A 13,918-nucleotide genomic window follows, 5' to 3' on the forward strand; every position below is an offset into this window, starting at 1 on the left:
CTACCGACGCGCCCGGCCTCGTCCCAGCCGACTATTCTGGTATCCCGTGATTACCCGCCTGTCCCACCTGTTCCTCCGCACGCTGCGCGACGACCCCGCCGACGCCGAGGTCGCCAGCCACAAGCTGCTGGTCCGCGCCGGTTACGTGCGTCGAATCGCGCCCGGTGTCTACTCGTGGCTGCCGCTGGGTCTGCGCGTGCTGCGCGAGGTCGAGCGGGTGGTGCGGGAAGAGATGAACGGCATCGGTGCGCAGGAGATCTCCCTGCCCGCGCTGCTGCCGCGGGAACCGTACGAGGCGTCCAACCGCTGGACCGAGTACGGCGACGGACTGTTCCGCCTGAAGGACCGCAAGGGCGGCGACTACCTGCTCGGACCCACCCACGAGGAACTGTTCGCGCTCACCGTCAAGGGCGAGTACAACTCGTACAAGGATTTCCCGGTCACCCTGTACCAGGTGCAGACCAAGTACCGCGACGAGGAGCGCCCGCGGGCCGGCATTCTGCGCGGCCGCGAGTTCGTCATGAAGGATTCGTACTCCTTCGACCTCACCGACGAGGGGCTCACCGAGTCGTATCAGGCGCACCGCGACGCGTACGAGCGGATCTTCGCCCGGCTCGGCGTCAAGTACGTGATCGTGTCGGCGACGTCCGGGGCGATGGGCGGCAGCGCGTCGGAGGAGTTCCTCGCGGAGAGCGAGATCGGTGAGGACACGTACGTCCGCTGCCTGGAGTCCGGCTACGCCGCCAACGTGGAGGCCGTCAAGACGCTCGCTCCCGAGCCGATTCCGTTCGACGGACTGCCCGCCGCGAAGGTGTACGACACGCCGGACACTCCCACGATCGCGACGCTCGTCGCGTGGGCGAACGACGCCGACCTGGGCCGGACCGTCACTGCCGCGGACACGCTGAAGAACCTCCTCGTCAAGACCCGGCAGCCCGGCGGGAAGTGGGAACTGCTCGCCATCGGTGTCCCCGGCGACCGCGAGGTCGACGACAAGCGTCTCGGCGCCTCGCTCGAGCCCGCGGAGTTCGCACTGCTCACCGAGGCGGACTTCGAGGCCAACCCGTTCCTGGTGAAGGGGTACGTCGGACCGAAGGCGCTGCAGGCCAACGGTGTCCGGTACCTCGTCGATCCCCGCATCGTCGACGGCACCAGCTGGATCACCGGTGCCGACGAGAAGGGCAAGCACGTGGTCGGGCTCGTCGCGGGCCGCGATTTCGTCCCGGACGGCACCATCGAGGCCGCCGAGGTCCGCGGAGGCGACCCGTCACCCGACGGCGCCGGTGAACTCGTCGCGGCGCGGGGCATCGAGATCGGTCACGTCTTCCAGCTGGGTCGCAAGTACACCGACGTGTTCTCCGTGGACGTGCTCGGCGAGAACGGCAAGCCTGTCCGGCCCACCATGGGGTCCTACGGCGTCGGCGTCTCCCGTCTCGTCGCCGTGATCGCGGAACAGCACCACGACGAGAAGGGCCTGCGCTGGCCGGCCGAGGTGTCGCCCGCCGACGTGCACGTGGTGATCGCCAACAAGGACGACACCGCCCGGGAAGGCGCCGAGGGACTCGCCGCCGACCTCGACAAGGCCGGTCTCGAGGTCATCCTCGACGATCGCAAGGCGTCGCCGGGCGTGAAGTTCAAGGACTCCGAACTGCTCGGTGTCCCGCTGGTCGTGGTCGTCGGCCGCGGCTGGGGCGAGGGCAAGGTGGAGGTGCGGGACCGCTTCACCGGCGAGAGCCGCGAGGTGGCCGCCGAGTCCGCGCTGAGCGAGATCGTCAAGACCGTCAGGGGCTGATCAAACCGCCCCACGCCTTTCGTCCGGACTGTTAGCTTGGCCTGACACGTCCGGACGAAAGGCCTGCTGTGACGAACTCCCTGCTGTTCGATCCGAACTCCTACGATCCCGAGCATTTCGATCCGGAGACGCGCAGACTGCTGCGGGCGCTGATCGAGTGGTTCGAGTCGCGGGGCAAGAAGCGGCTCCTCGAGGATGATCTCGAGGCGGTCTGGCCCGAGGACTTCCTGGAGTTCGTGAAACGGGAGAAGCTGTTCGCCACGTTCCTCACGCCTGCCGAGTCGGCGGGCGGCGATCCGGGTAAACGCTGGGATGCCGCACGCAACGCCGCGCTCAGTGAGATCTTCGGGTTCTACGGGCTGGCGTACTGGTACGCGTGGCAGGTGACGGTTCTGGGTCTCGGCCCCATCTGGATGAGCGGGAACCGGGCGGCGAAGGATCGCGCTGCGAGGCTCCTCGACGATGGCGGGGTGCTGGCGTTCGGTCTGTCGGAGCGGGAACACGGTGCGGACGTCTACTCGACGGATATGCTGCTGACTCCCGCCGAGGGTGACCCGGATCTCGCGTTCACCGCGAGCGGCGACAAGTACTACATCGGCAACGGCAACGTCGCGGGCATGGTGTCGGTGTTCGGCAGGCGCACCGATGTCGAGGGCAGCGACGGCTACGTCTTCTTCGTCGCGGACAGCCGCCACCCGGCGTACCACCTGCAGGGCAACGTGGTGCACGGCCAGATGTATGTCAGCACGTTCCGGCTCGAGGACTATCCGGTGCGGGAAGAGGACATCCTGCACACCGGGGTCGCCGCGTTCGAGGCCGCGCTGAACACGGTCAACGTCGGCAAGTTCAACCTGTGCACGGGTTCCATCGGTATCTCCGAGCACGCGTTGTACGAGTCGATCACCCACGCGCACAACAGGATTCTGTACGGAAACCCCGTCACCGATTTCCCGCACGTGCGCGGCAACTTCGTCGACGCGTACAGCAGGCTGGTCGCGATGAAGTTGTTCAGCGCCCGCTCCGTCGACTACTTCCGCAGCGCCAGTCTCGACGACCGCCGGTACCTGCTGTTCAACCCGATGACGAAGGCGAAGGTCACCTCCGAGGGGGAGAAGGTGATCGCGCTCCTGCACGACGTGATCGCGGCGAAGGGCTACGAGAAGAACACCTACTTCCGGGAGGCCGCCCAGCTGATCGGCACCCTGCCGAAGCTCGAGGGCACGGTGCACGTCAACGTCGGTCTGATCCTGAAGTTCATGCCGAACTACCTGCTCAATCCCGCGGAGTACCCGGAGATCGGCACCAGGATCGACGCCGCCGACGACGCCTTCTTCTGGGCCCAAGGCCCGACCCGAGGTGCGGGCAAGATCCAGTTCCACGACTGGACGACGGTGTACGAGGCGCATTCGGACGTCCCCAACGTGGCCCGGTTCCACGAGCAGGCGACGGCGCTGCGGGAACTGCTCACCACCGCCCCGCCCGACGCCGACCAGCAGAAGGACCTCGACTTCCTGCTCGACCTCGGGCACCTGTTCTCGCTCGTGGTCTACGGGCACCTGATTCTCGAGCAGGCCGGCATCGCCGGCGTCGACCGCGACTTGATCGACCAGATCTTCGACTTCCAGATTCGCGACTTCTCCGGTTATGCCGTTGCGCTGCACGGTAAATCGTCCGCCACCGAGGCTCAGCAGGAGTGGGCGCTCGGCGCGATCCGCCGGCCCGTCGTGGACGCGGAACGATTCTCGCGGGTGTGGGCGCAGGTGGAAGGGTACGACGGGGCGTACGAAATGCGGCCGTAGGCACGGCTCCACGGGGTGGGGCGGCGTCATCCCTCGGGGTGCCGCTTGCGCCCCCTGGGGTATCTGTCCGGGTGGGCGCTCTCAGCGCATTCTTATGTGGCAAGCAAAACCCCACCCCCACAGAAAGATCCACACATGGCACACACCTTCAAGCGCACCCTTTCCGCTCTCGCGATCGCGGGCTTCGCCCTCACGGCCGGAGCGGGAATCGCCTCCGCCGATCCGGGTGGTAACGGCGGCACGGCACCGGGCGGCACCTCGCAGGGTGGCAACGGCGGCACTTCTCAGGGCGGTGCCGGCGGCAACGGCGGCAACGGCTCCGGTGGAAACGTCGTGCTGGGCGGTCCGGTCATCGGCAGCCCGGGTACCACGACCGGTCCCCAGAACGCCGGCAACGGTGGCAACGGAGGAAACGGCGGGAACGCCGGGGACGCCAATGGAGGCAATGCCGGGGATGCGAACGGTGGCTCCGCGAACGGAGGCGCGGGCGCCGGTGACACGACCACGACGGACAACACCCAGAACTGCGGGTTCGTCTTCTGCTTCTGACCGAGTCGTGATCGCTCGATCTCGCTGAACACCCGAGGGGTCGACACCGCCAGGTGCCGGCCCCTCGGCGCCATGCCATACCGACTACTCCCGCCCCCTGCCACGCACTGCGAAAGGTTCTTCCCATGTCGACTTCCTTCGGCTTCTCCACTGTCCTCACACGCACGGGTGCCGCCGTCGCGGCCGCGTTCTTCGTCCTCGCGGCGGGCGCGGGCATCGCGTCGGCGGCACCGGACGCACCCTCCGACGATCCCTCCGTGAGCACCCTTGCTCCCGGACCGAACGCGCAGGGCGGCAACGTCGACATCGGCGGCCCCCATGTCGGGCCGATCGCGGTGGACGGGATCAAGGCCGGGCCCGGCGGAACGAGCGTCGGCGGCCACGACTTCGGCGGACAGGGCGGCGCGGGCCTTCCCTGGGGGTGACGGGTTCCCCACCCCGGGGTGCCTGGTGGTGCCCGTCCGGACACCGCATCCTGAATCGGCAGCAGAGAACACCCCTCCAGTCGCGAGCGACCCGGACCGGTTGCTTCGTCGCGGTGAGGACCCCGGAATCGGAACTCACGAGGGGAAGAGTCCGGGGTTCTTCCGCGCCGGCACTCGTTGCCGGATGCCCCCTCGCCGAGGGGGATCTCCGGCATGCCCGTGTCCACCCACCCCAGGGGTGGAATGCGCGACACCTCCGGGTGCGGTGGCCACCACTGGGGGTCCTGGTTGGTGCCGACGGTGCGCGGCAAAGTAGGGGACAAGCAAGAACGTAACGCTTCACCAGCCGCGAGCGAAGAAACCGAGGAGGCCATCATGACGAACACCCCGGTTGCACATGAGCACGAAGGTCGTCGCCTCACGGTCAGGACCGACGACGGGGTCCCGCTCGCGGTTCGCGAGTTCGGTTCGCCCGACGCGGCCACCACGGTGGTGTTCGTCCACGGTCACTGCCTGCGCACCGAATCCTGGTGGGCACTGCGCGAACAGCTGGTCCGCTTCTGGCGCAACGATGTTCGCATGGTCTTCTACGATCACCGGGGGCACGGTGAGTCGGGGGAGGCGCCGGCCGCCACCTACACGATCGATCAGCTCGGCCGCGACCTCGGTTCCGTCCTCGACGCCGTCGCACCGCACGGTCCGGTCGTCCTCGTCGGGCACTCGATGGGCGGGATGACGGCGCTGTCCTACACGCGGCAGAACCCGCACACCATCGGTTCGCGGGTCGTGGGCATGGCCCTGATCTCCACCGCGGCGTGCGATCTCGCCGAGGCCGGTCTCGGTCGGCACCTGCGCAGCCCGGCAGTGTCGCTGTTCCGCACCGCGGTGCGACGGGTACCGCGGGTCGTGCACGGATCGAAGCGGGTGGGTCGCACCGTCTGCACGGCGATCGCCCGCGCGGCAGGCGCCCGCAACCGGGTCGTCGACCCTCGCCTGGCCGCACTGGTCGCGGCGATGGCCAACACCACGTCCGTCGTCACCATGTCGAGCTTCCTCGAATCCCTGCTCGGGTTCGACGAGCGGCACTCCCTCGCCGCGCTAGCTCACATCCCGTCGCTGATCCTGTGCGGTTCGGTGGACATGCTCACCCCGCTCCAGCATTCGGTCGCGATGGCCTCGAAGCTCCCCGCTTCGGAGCTCGTGAGCGTCGACGGGGCCGGTCACTCGGTGATCCTCGAACGTGCGGCCGACGTCGCGCTCGCCATCATCGGCCTCGTCGAGCGGATCGCCCACGGTGAGACGGCCGCGCACCGCGAGCTGATGGCCGCGTGCTGATCAGAGATCGCGCTCGTTGATGATGCCGCTGCGCATGGCCCGCTCGGCCAGGCTGACCCGCTTTTGATTCTGCGGGAGATCGCCGACGCCGAACTTCGCGAACAATGCGCGCAGATGTGTCTTGATCGCGTCGACGCTGAGGAACAACTCCTGCGCGATCTGCTGGTTCGACGCGGGATTCGCGAACGCGGCGCCGTGCTTGTACGGCCGGCACAGCGCCGTGAGGACCGCCCGCTGGGTGTCGGTCAGGGACCGGACGTCGGGCATGTCGGTCCCCATCCGGGTGGCCTCGTCGAGAGCGCCGCCGAATTCCAGGTACCGGATCTTGGTTCCGCCGATGCGGATGCTGTCGCCCTGCCGGAGCCGGCGCCTGCCCGCGAGTCGCTCGCCGTTGACGAACGTGCCGTTACGGGAGAGTCCGTCGTCGAGGATGGTCCAGTGCGAGCCGACGCATTCGAGCACGGCGTGGAGTCGCGAGACCTCGTCGTCCTCCGTGAGGAGTAGATCGGAGCCGGGCGACCGTCCGATCGTGACGCGCGCGGAAGTGGGGGAGAGGTCCACGGTGTGGTGGTGACCCTCCCTGTCGGAATAGCTCAGTCGAGACTCAACGGCTCGGTCCACGGCTACACCCCTTCCGCACGCTTCCATCGTGCCCCGCCGTGTGTCCGATGAGCAAGATCAAGAGCGGAAATCGCCGATCACGGATCAGTTCTCGGAGCTTGCGGCGTCCAGGGTGTTGCCGAATGCGCACACGGCGAGTTCCTCGAGCGCCGGATCCTGCCCGGCATGTTCGGGTACCTGCATGGCGAGCAGGGTGTTGAGCAGCATTCCGTTGGCGATGAAGGTGCGGGCCCGTTCGGGGCTGCAGCCGGTGCGTGTGCGGATCTGTGTGTAGAGCCGGGACATCCAGTCGCGCGCCAGTGCGCCGATCTCCGGGTTCGCGCCGGACGTGAAGCCGTGCATCATCACGAGCAGGAGGTCGCGGTCCTCGAGCAATTCGGTGTACGCGACGCCCATCGGGAGCCACGATTCGTCGTTCTCGGGGTCGGCGGCGACACCGTCGAACCAGGGTTCGAAGGTCTCGAGAATCCGGGACATCGCGCGGTCGAAGACATCGGCGAACAGCCGCGATTTCGAACCGAACATGCGCACCACGTACGGCTGCGACACCCCGGCCTCGCGTGCGACGGCGTCGGTGCTGGTGCCGTGATAGCCGTCCCTGGCGAACGCGCGGGAGGCGGCGGCCAGTACGAGTTCACGCCGTTCCGTCGCGCTCATGCGGGTCTGTTTCACGGGCGAGGCCATGTTGACATGTTATCAGTTGATTACTAGTCTCCGAAATAAGTAATCATCTGATGCTTACAACTTCTGGTTTCCTCTACCCACGACTCGGATGTGAGGTCCCGTCATGACGACACTCTCCGAACGCCTCGACCACGAATCGGCGGCGCCGCCCCCGGGGCATCTCCGCGGCCGGACGGTGCCGGTGTGGCTGGCGATCGCCGCCGCCTCGATCCCGATGTTCATGGCCACCCTCGACAACCTCGTGATGACCAGCGCCCTGCCGGTGATCCAACGCGACCTGAATGCGTCGGTGGGGCAGTTGCAGTGGTTCCTGAACGCCTACACGCTGGCCTTCGCGACCTTGATGCTGACGCTGTCGGCGCTGGGCGACCGGCTCGGGCGCCGGCGTGTATTCCTCTGGGGCATAGTGCTCTTCGCGCTGGCATCGATCGCCTCGGCGCTGTCGACCACCTCCGAGATGCTGATCGCGGCGCGGGCCGTCCAGGGTGTCGGCGCGGCCGCGATCATGCCGCTCTCGCTCACCCTGCTCGCCGGGGCCGTGCCGCTCGCCAAGCGAGCCCTCGCCATCGGGATCTGGGGCGGCGTCTCGGGGCTCGGAATCGCTCTCGGCCCGGTGATCGGCGGCGCCGTCGTCGACGGGGTGTCGTGGCAGGCCGTGTTCTGGATCAACGTTCCCGTCGCCGCGGTCGCGATCCCGTTGGCGCTCTACGCGCTCGGCGAGTCGAAGGGGAAGCGGCAATCGCTGGATCCGCTCGGCGTCGTACTGGCCGGGGCCGCGGTGTTCCTCGGAGTCTGGGGCATCGTGCACGGCAACGACGACGGCTGGACCAGTGCCACTGTTCTCGGTGCCCTCGTCGCAGCGGTGGTGCTGCTCGCGGCGTTCGTGGTGCGCGAGTTGCGCACACCGTTTCCCGTGATGCCGCTGCGGTTGTTCCGGTCCCGTCAGTTCTCCCTGGCCAACGTGATCGGGCTGACGTTCACGCTGGGAATGATGGGTGCCGTCTTCCTCCTGTCGCAGTACCTCCAGATCGTCATGGGGTATTCCCCGTTCGAGGCCGGCCTGAGGACGCTGCCGTGGACGGCGGCACCCATGGTGGTGGCGCCGATCGCGGGGTTGCTCGCGCCTCGGCTGGGCGTCCGGACGCTCCTCGTCACCGGACTGGTGCTACAGGGACTGTCACTGCTCTGGATGGCGTCGCTCATCGTTCCCGGCGCCACCTACGGCAGCATGGTTCCGGCGTTCGTGATGGCCGGCGCGGGAATGGGTCTGACGTTCGCCCCCAACGCGACCGCCGTCCTCGCCGACATGCCCGAGGCCGACCACGGCACGGCCAGTTCGACCAACGCGACGCTCCGGGAGATCGGAGTCGCGCTGGGGATCGCGCTGCTGACCGCGGTGTTCCTCGGTGCGGGCGGCAGCCTCACACCGACCGGGTACATCGACGCCCTCGCGCCGGCGCTGTACGTGGGAGCCGGGTCCGTGGCGGTCGCGGTCGTCGCCGCCGCCCTCATGCCGGGACGGTCGAAGGCGGTCCTGGCGTCGATGTGATGGGGCCGGACCGGGCGTCAGTCCTGCCAGCCCGGCCGGACCAGGCCCCACTCGTACGCCATGACCACCAGTTGTGTGCGGTCCCTGGCGCCGAGTTTCAGCAGAATCCGGCTGACGTGCGTGCGGGCGGTGGCCGGGCTCAGGAACAGTCGCGAGCCGATCTCGGCGTTGGTGAGGCCCTCGGCGATCAGGAGCATCACCTCGCGTTCACGATCGGTGAGGTCGTCGAGGCGGCCGGAGTGCGGCGGCCGTTTGGCGTGGGTCGCGAACTCCGCGACCAGTTTCCGCGTCACAGACGGCGACAGCAGGGCATCCCCGTCGGCCACCACGCGGACCGCCCGCACCAGTTCGGCGGGTTCGGTGTGCTTGACCAGGAAACCCGTCGCCCCCGCGCGCATCGCCTCGAAGACGTACTCGTCCAGTTCGAACGTGGTGAGCACCACCACCCGCACGCCGGACAGCGCGGGATCGGCGGCGATACGCCGGGTCGCCTCCAGTCCGTCGAGCACCGGCATCCGGATGTCCATGAGGACGACGTCGGGAACCAGCGTCCGGGTCAGGCTCACCGCTTGCTCGCCGTTCTCGGCTTGACCGGCCACGGTGATGTCCGGCTGGGCGTCGAGCAGGGCGGCGAAACCCGCCCGCACGAGGGCCTGGTCGTCGGCGACGAGTACGCGAATCGTCATGCCCGGTCAACCATGTCGTGCCCGAGGGGGAGCGTCGCCTGCACCCGGAAGCCGCCACCCGGCCCGCTCCCGGCGGTCAGTTCACCGCCGAGGGCGCGGGCGCGTTCCCGCATGCCGGGGATGCCGTTGCCGCCGCCACCGGCCGACGCGCCGTCCGGGCCCCGTCCGTCGTCGTCGATCCGGACGCGGACGGACGTGGGCGAGTACGTCACCGTGACATCGGCCGACGAGCCGCCGGAGTGGCGGGCCACATTGGTCAGCGACTCCTGCACGATGCGCGCGGCAGCGACGTCGACCACGGCGGGCAACGGCCGCGGTGCGCCCTCGACGATCGTCGTCACCGCAAGACCCGCGGCGCGGGCACGCTCGACCACACCGTCCAGGTCCCCGATCCCGGCGGTGGGCGCGGTGGGCGGGCTGTCTTCGCCGCGCAGCGATGCCAGCAGCGCGTGGACGTCGCCGATCGCGTCACGGCTCGCGACCTTGATCGCGGACAGTGCCTCCTGTGACTGTTCGGGTCTGCTGTCCCACAGCTCGAGTGCGACCGACGCCTGCACGTTGATGAGCGAAAGACTGTGTGCCAGAACATCGTGCAGCTCGCGGGCGATCGCGAGCCGCTCCTCGCTGGCCCGGCGGCGCTGCTCGTCCAGGGTGCTGCGTTGCGCCGCCTCGGCGCGTTGCCTGTGGGCGTCGAGCGTCCCGCGGCGCTGACGGATGATCTCGGCGGCGGCAAGGAGCACCAGCAGCCAGGCCGCGATGCCGGTGAGGGCGAGGAGCGACGGAGCCTCGGCGGCCGAGACGGCGGGCACGGCGAAGACGATCATCACGTAACCGACCGCGAGGATCGGATACGTGCGCCAGCGCGACCCGGCCGTCGCCGCGCCGAGGAACGCGACCACGAGCGACAGGAACACCGGGCCGTACCCGTAACCCCGGACGACGTACAGGACCGTGACGGCGAGGACGACGAGCAGGACCGTGACCGGCGACCGTCGCCGGAAGAGCAGTGCGAGCGGACCGCACACCAGCAACACGAAGCCCGCCGCGTCCAGCGGCGTCGCCCACGACTGGTTGTGGTTGGCGCCGACACTGCCGACGACCTGCACGATTGCGACGCCCAGGGCGATCAGGACGTCCCGCGGGGCGATCGACGTGTCCCTCCGGTCGGTGTGCACCACCCGAACGTAGACCCGATCCGGCGACGCTGTCATCGTCCGCGGCACGTACGCGAGAAGACGCGCGCAGGCGGATGTGCGCGCCGTCCGCGGGGCCGAGGCTGGAGCCATGACTTCCGACATCGTGGTCACCGACAGGTTGACCAAACGCTACGGCGAACACGCGGCGGTCGACGCCGTCAGCCTGACCGTGCGGGCGGGCGAGGTGTACGGGTTCCTCGGACCGAACGGCGCAGGCAAGACCACCACACTGCGCATGCTCACGGGCCTCGTCCGGCCGACCTCCGGGACCGCGACGCTCTTCGGGTGCGCACCCGGTGACAGCGCGGTGGCGGCGCGCACCGGTGTGCTGATCGAAGGCCCCGGCTTCTTCCCATACCTGTCCGGGCGCGACAACCTGCGGGTGCTGAGCAGATACCGCCGGCTGCCGGACGATGCGGTGGAATCCGCGCTGCACCGGGTGGGCCTGCGCGATCGCGGACACGACCGGTTCCGCACCTACTCGCTCGGGATGAAGCAGCGACTCGGTGTCGCGGCCGCACTCCTCGGCGAACCCGATCTGCTGATCCTCGACGAACCCACCAACGGTCTCGACCCGGCGGGGATGGCCGAGATGCGGGAACTGATAGTCGAACTCGCCGATTCCGGGCATTCCGTGATGCTGTCCAGCCACATGCTCAGCGAGGTGCAGGAGATCTGCGATCGCGTCGGCGTGATCTCACGCGGCGAGCTGATCGCGCAGTCCACCGTCGCCGAACTGCGCGGCGGCACCAGCCTGCTGGTACGCGCCGATCCGCGGGAACGGGCCGCGGCGGTGCTCGCGGAACTGCTGGGGCGCGACGTCGTCGACACAGTGGGTGACGCGCTCGCCGTCGCCGTGTCGCCCGAACTGGCCCCGAAGGTGGCCCGTGTTCTCGTCGACGCGGGAATCGACCTGTACGAGTTGTCCCGGCGGGAGCGATCGCTCGAGGACGTCTTCTTCGCGATGACGTCCGACAGCAATCCCGGCGACCGCACGGCGAGCAACGAACCGAGGAGAATGTCATGAATGCAGTGATCGCCGGCACGCGAGCAGAGCTTCTCCGACTGCGGCAGTGGCCGTCGATGTGGGTGCTGCTCGCCGCGTGGATCGTGCTGAACCTGGTCTTCGTCTATCTGTTCAACTACATCACGTTCAAGACCGGCGGCACCACCGACATGGCGTCGTCGGCGCCCCCGGACGTGCTGCTCGCGCAGATGCTGCCCTCGGCGGTGCCCCAGGTGTTCACCCAGGGCATGGCCATGTTCGGGGGTGCGCTGATGCTCATCCTCGGCGCGCTCACCATCGGCAGCGGCTATGGGTGGGGGACGTGGAAGACCGTGTTCACCCAGGGCCCTTCGCGATCGGCCGCGCTCGCCGGAACCCTCCTCGCGCTGCTGACCGTGGTGATCGGACTCGTCCTCACCGTGGCGGCCGTCGACGTCGGGGTGGCCACCGTCATCGCCGCGGTCGAATCGGAACCGGCGAATCTGCCTGCCGCCTCGGCGATGCTGAAGGCGCTCGCCTCCGGGATGCTCATCCTCGCCATGTGGACCGCGGCGGGTGTCCTCGTCGGCGCCCTCGCGCGGGGGCCCGCGTTGTCCGTCGGTCTCGGCCTCGTGTGGGTGCTGGTGGTCGAAAACCTGCTCCGCGGAGTCGCCGCCGTCCTCGACACCGTGTCGGTGGTGACGGACTTCCTCCCCGGCACCGCCGCGGGCTCGCTGGCAGGCTCACTGCGCGACTTCGGCGGCGACACCACCCCGGGAGTCCTGAACATCCTCGACGGCAGCACGTCGGTGCTCGTCCTGGCCGCCTACGTCGCCGCGTTCGCGGCAGGCACGATCTGGCTCGTCCGCCGCCGTGACGTGAACTGACGGCCACGGCTCAGAACAGGGGACCGCCGCCGAACGGTTCCCGGTGCGACGGCGGGGTGCGGCCCTGCGTGTCGGTGATGCCGTATTCGACGGCCAGCTCCGCCGTCACGAAGGTGTGGCCGCTGCGGTCCGGCAGGGTGGGGTCCGCGGTGAGGGCGCAGATCACCTCGCCGACGAACTCGGGAGACTCGGCGTCCGCCACGGGAAAGCCGGCAATGGTCTCCATCCCGCTGGCGACGATCATCTCCGTGCGCACGATGCCCGGCCACAGCGAGACCGCACGGACGTCGTGCGGAGCCAGCTCCGCCGCCATGTCGCTGGCCATCTTGTCCAACCCGGCCTTGGACATGCCGTAGAGCACCGAGTGGAGATGTCCCCGGGTCCCGAACGACGAGATGTTCGCGATCAACCCGGACCGCCGGGGCACCATCAACCGCGCTGCCTCCACGGACGCGACGTAATGGGCGCGCAGTCCGACGCCGATCAGCGAGTCCCAGTCGCCGAGGGGCCGTTCCCAGAACGGTGTGCTGAACCCGCCGAATCCCGCGGGGGCGGCCCACACGTTGTTGACCAGCAGGTCGAGTCGGCCTGACTGCTCGTCCGAGATCCGGGCGAACAGGGCGTGCACCTCCTCGTCGACGCGGTGATCGCACGCCACCGCGATGCCGGTGCCCCCGGCGTCGGTGACCGCCCGCGCGGACGCCGACAGCGGGCTGTCCGCGGTCACCGGGCCGCGTCCGGTGACGTAGACAGTCCACCCGGCGGCCCCCAGCGCGGTCGCGACGCCCTTGCCGACGCCGCGGCTTCCCCCGGTGACCAGTGCTACCCCGGCGCTCACTGGACGACCACCGTGTCCTCGGTGAGCGGGCGGGTGATCGACCATCGAGTGGTGAAGTGGCATCGCGACATTCGCCATTCGCCGTCCTCGAAGCGGTAGGCGTCGTCGTACTCGCCGGCGGACACGGTTTCCGTCCGCTTCAGCAGATCGACCTGGCGGAACTGCAGCGTCCACGTACCGGTCGCCTCGGTGTCGCCGCGCAGCACGATATCCGGATGGAAGCCGTGGTGCATGTCCAGGATCACGTGCTTGCCGTCCACCTCGTGGAGCGCGATCCTGCGGAAGACGTCCGTGAGCCGGTCGGCGTCGTCGAACCGGCCGAGGGGGCCGAAGTCGACGGACGCCCCGGACGCGACGAAGCAGGCACGGAACGCGTCCGGATCCTTGCCGTCGCACGCTCGCCAGTAGCGGTACTTGAGGGCCTTGATCGCGGTCACCCGCTCCAGGTCCGCCACACGCTGCTCCACCGAGCGTTCGTCCACGCCGCCGTCCTCCCGTTGCCGTTCAGTGTGTCGGGAGAGACGCTAAGCCGGGAGCGCGCCGGGTGGGGGCACAATCCCGGTGGGCGGGAA

At 68.9% G+C, this 13,918-nt stretch carries 14 protein-coding genes; 8 read left to right on the forward strand and 6 right to left on the reverse strand.

The genetic code is table 11. The annotated features are described in order from the left end of the window. Positions 1-46 precede the first annotated feature (46 nt). From JWS14_RS35865 to JWS14_RS35885, 5 genes are all read left to right on the forward strand, one after another. A complete protein-coding gene (locus JWS14_RS35865; RefSeq protein ID WP_095860746.1) occupies positions 47-1,792 on the forward strand; it encodes a proline--tRNA ligase in 1,746 nt (581 codons plus the stop codon). Positions 1,793-1,860: 68 nt separating this feature from the next. Next, entirely contained in the window at positions 1,861-3,591 is a 1,731-nt protein-coding gene (locus JWS14_RS35870; protein WP_206015302.1) for an acyl-CoA dehydrogenase family protein, read from the forward strand. A 135-nt stretch (positions 3,592-3,726) separates the two neighbouring features. Next, complete coding sequence (locus JWS14_RS35875; RefSeq protein ID WP_174705457.1) at positions 3,727-4,140, forward strand: hypothetical protein; 414 nt, start codon at positions 3,727-3,729, stop codon at positions 4,138-4,140. A gap of 125 nt (positions 4,141-4,265) precedes the next feature. Continuing rightward, a complete protein-coding gene (locus tag JWS14_RS35880) occupies positions 4,266-4,565 on the forward strand; it encodes a hypothetical protein (RefSeq protein ID WP_072937864.1) in 300 nt (99 codons plus the stop codon). A gap of 375 nt (positions 4,566-4,940) precedes the next feature. Continuing rightward, positions 4,941-5,900 carry an alpha/beta fold hydrolase gene (locus tag JWS14_RS35885; protein WP_095860744.1) on the forward strand — a complete coding sequence of 320 codons (960 nt, stop codon included), beginning with the start codon at positions 4,941-4,943 and terminating at the stop codon, positions 5,898-5,900. Here JWS14_RS35885 and JWS14_RS35890 read toward each other — a convergent pair whose 3' ends face one another. Beyond that, positions 5,901-6,548, reverse strand: coding sequence for an FHA domain-containing protein (locus tag JWS14_RS35890; RefSeq protein WP_072937866.1), 648 nt, complete (start codon positions 6,546-6,548; stop codon positions 5,901-5,903). A gap of 57 nt (positions 6,549-6,605) precedes the next feature. Next, entirely contained in the window at positions 6,606-7,205 is a 600-nt protein-coding gene (locus JWS14_RS35895) for a TetR/AcrR family transcriptional regulator (protein ID WP_072937867.1), read from the reverse strand. A gap of 103 nt (positions 7,206-7,308) precedes the next feature. Here JWS14_RS35895 and JWS14_RS35900 point away from each other — a divergent pair, with 103 nt between their 5' ends. After that, positions 7,309-8,754 carry an MFS transporter gene (locus tag JWS14_RS35900; protein ID WP_072937868.1) on the forward strand — a complete coding sequence of 482 codons (1,446 nt, stop codon included), beginning with the start codon at positions 7,309-7,311 and terminating at the stop codon, positions 8,752-8,754. A 17-nt stretch (positions 8,755-8,771) separates the two neighbouring features. Here JWS14_RS35900 and JWS14_RS35905 read toward each other — a convergent pair whose 3' ends face one another. Continuing rightward, positions 8,772-9,440, reverse strand: a complete 669-nt coding sequence (locus JWS14_RS35905; protein ID WP_206015303.1) for a response regulator transcription factor — start codon at positions 9,438-9,440, stop codon at positions 8,772-8,774. Continuing rightward, positions 9,437-10,726, reverse strand: a complete 1,290-nt coding sequence (locus tag JWS14_RS35910; RefSeq protein ID WP_241031554.1) for a sensor histidine kinase — start codon at positions 10,724-10,726, stop codon at positions 9,437-9,439. The genes JWS14_RS35905 and JWS14_RS35910 overlap by 4 nt, the downstream gene beginning before the upstream one ends. Between JWS14_RS35910 and JWS14_RS35915 the strand changes: the two genes are divergently transcribed. Next, on the forward strand, positions 10,725-11,663 hold the full coding sequence (locus tag JWS14_RS35915) for an ABC transporter ATP-binding protein (protein WP_095861054.1): 939 nt from the start codon (positions 10,725-10,727) through the stop codon (positions 11,661-11,663). The two genes, JWS14_RS35910 and JWS14_RS35915, sit on opposite strands and share 2 nt — an antisense overlap. Continuing rightward, a complete protein-coding gene (locus tag JWS14_RS35920; RefSeq protein WP_206015304.1) occupies positions 11,660-12,508 on the forward strand; it encodes an ABC transporter permease subunit in 849 nt (282 codons plus the stop codon). Before JWS14_RS35915 ends, JWS14_RS35920 begins: the two co-directional genes overlap by 4 nt. A 10-nt stretch (positions 12,509-12,518) precedes the next feature. Here the strand turns inward: JWS14_RS35920 and JWS14_RS35925 are convergent, their stop codons facing one another. Then, positions 12,519-13,346, reverse strand: a complete 828-nt coding sequence (locus JWS14_RS35925; RefSeq protein ID WP_095860740.1) for an SDR family NAD(P)-dependent oxidoreductase — start codon at positions 13,344-13,346, stop codon at positions 12,519-12,521. Beyond that, positions 13,343-13,828 carry a nuclear transport factor 2 family protein gene (locus tag JWS14_RS35930; protein ID WP_095860739.1) on the reverse strand — a complete coding sequence of 162 codons (486 nt, stop codon included), beginning with the start codon at positions 13,826-13,828 and terminating at the stop codon, positions 13,343-13,345. The genes JWS14_RS35925 and JWS14_RS35930 overlap by 4 nt, the downstream gene beginning before the upstream one ends. Positions 13,829-13,918: the final 90 nt, after the last annotated feature.

The sequence above is a fragment of the Rhodococcus koreensis genome (genome assembly GCF_017068375.1).
GTDB lineage: Bacteria > Actinomycetota > Actinomycetes > Mycobacteriales > Mycobacteriaceae > Rhodococcus_F > Rhodococcus_F koreensis.

Bases quoted from the DNA above. Each gene is read 5' to 3' on its own strand.
- JWS14_RS35895 (WP_072937867.1), bottom strand. From the start codon at position 7,205: ATGGCCTCGCCCGTGAAACAGACCCGCATGAGCGCGACGGAACGGCGT.
- JWS14_RS35900 (WP_072937868.1), top strand. From the start codon at position 7,309: ATGACGACACTCTCCGAACGCCTCGACCACGAATCGGCGGCGCCGCCC.
- JWS14_RS35920 (WP_206015304.1), top strand. From the start codon at position 11,660: ATGAATGCAGTGATCGCCGGCACGCGAGCAGAGCTTCTCCGACTGCGG.
- JWS14_RS35875 (WP_174705457.1), top strand. From the start codon at position 3,727: ATGGCACACACCTTCAAGCGCACCCTTTCCGCTCTCGCGATCGCGGGC.
- JWS14_RS35885 (WP_095860744.1), top strand. From the start codon at position 4,941: ATGACGAACACCCCGGTTGCACATGAGCACGAAGGTCGTCGCCTCACG.
- JWS14_RS35880 (WP_072937864.1), top strand. From the start codon at position 4,266: ATGTCGACTTCCTTCGGCTTCTCCACTGTCCTCACACGCACGGGTGCC.
- JWS14_RS35890 (WP_072937866.1), bottom strand. From the start codon at position 6,548: ATGGAAGCGTGCGGAAGGGGTGTAGCCGTGGACCGAGCCGTTGAGTCT.
- JWS14_RS35910 (WP_241031554.1), bottom strand. From the start codon at position 10,726: ATGGCTCCAGCCTCGGCCCCGCGGACGGCGCGCACATCCGCCTGCGCG.
- JWS14_RS35905 (WP_206015303.1), bottom strand. From the start codon at position 9,440: ATGACGATTCGCGTACTCGTCGCCGACGACCAGGCCCTCGTGCGGGCG.
- JWS14_RS35915 (WP_095861054.1), top strand. From the start codon at position 10,725: ATGACTTCCGACATCGTGGTCACCGACAGGTTGACCAAACGCTACGGC.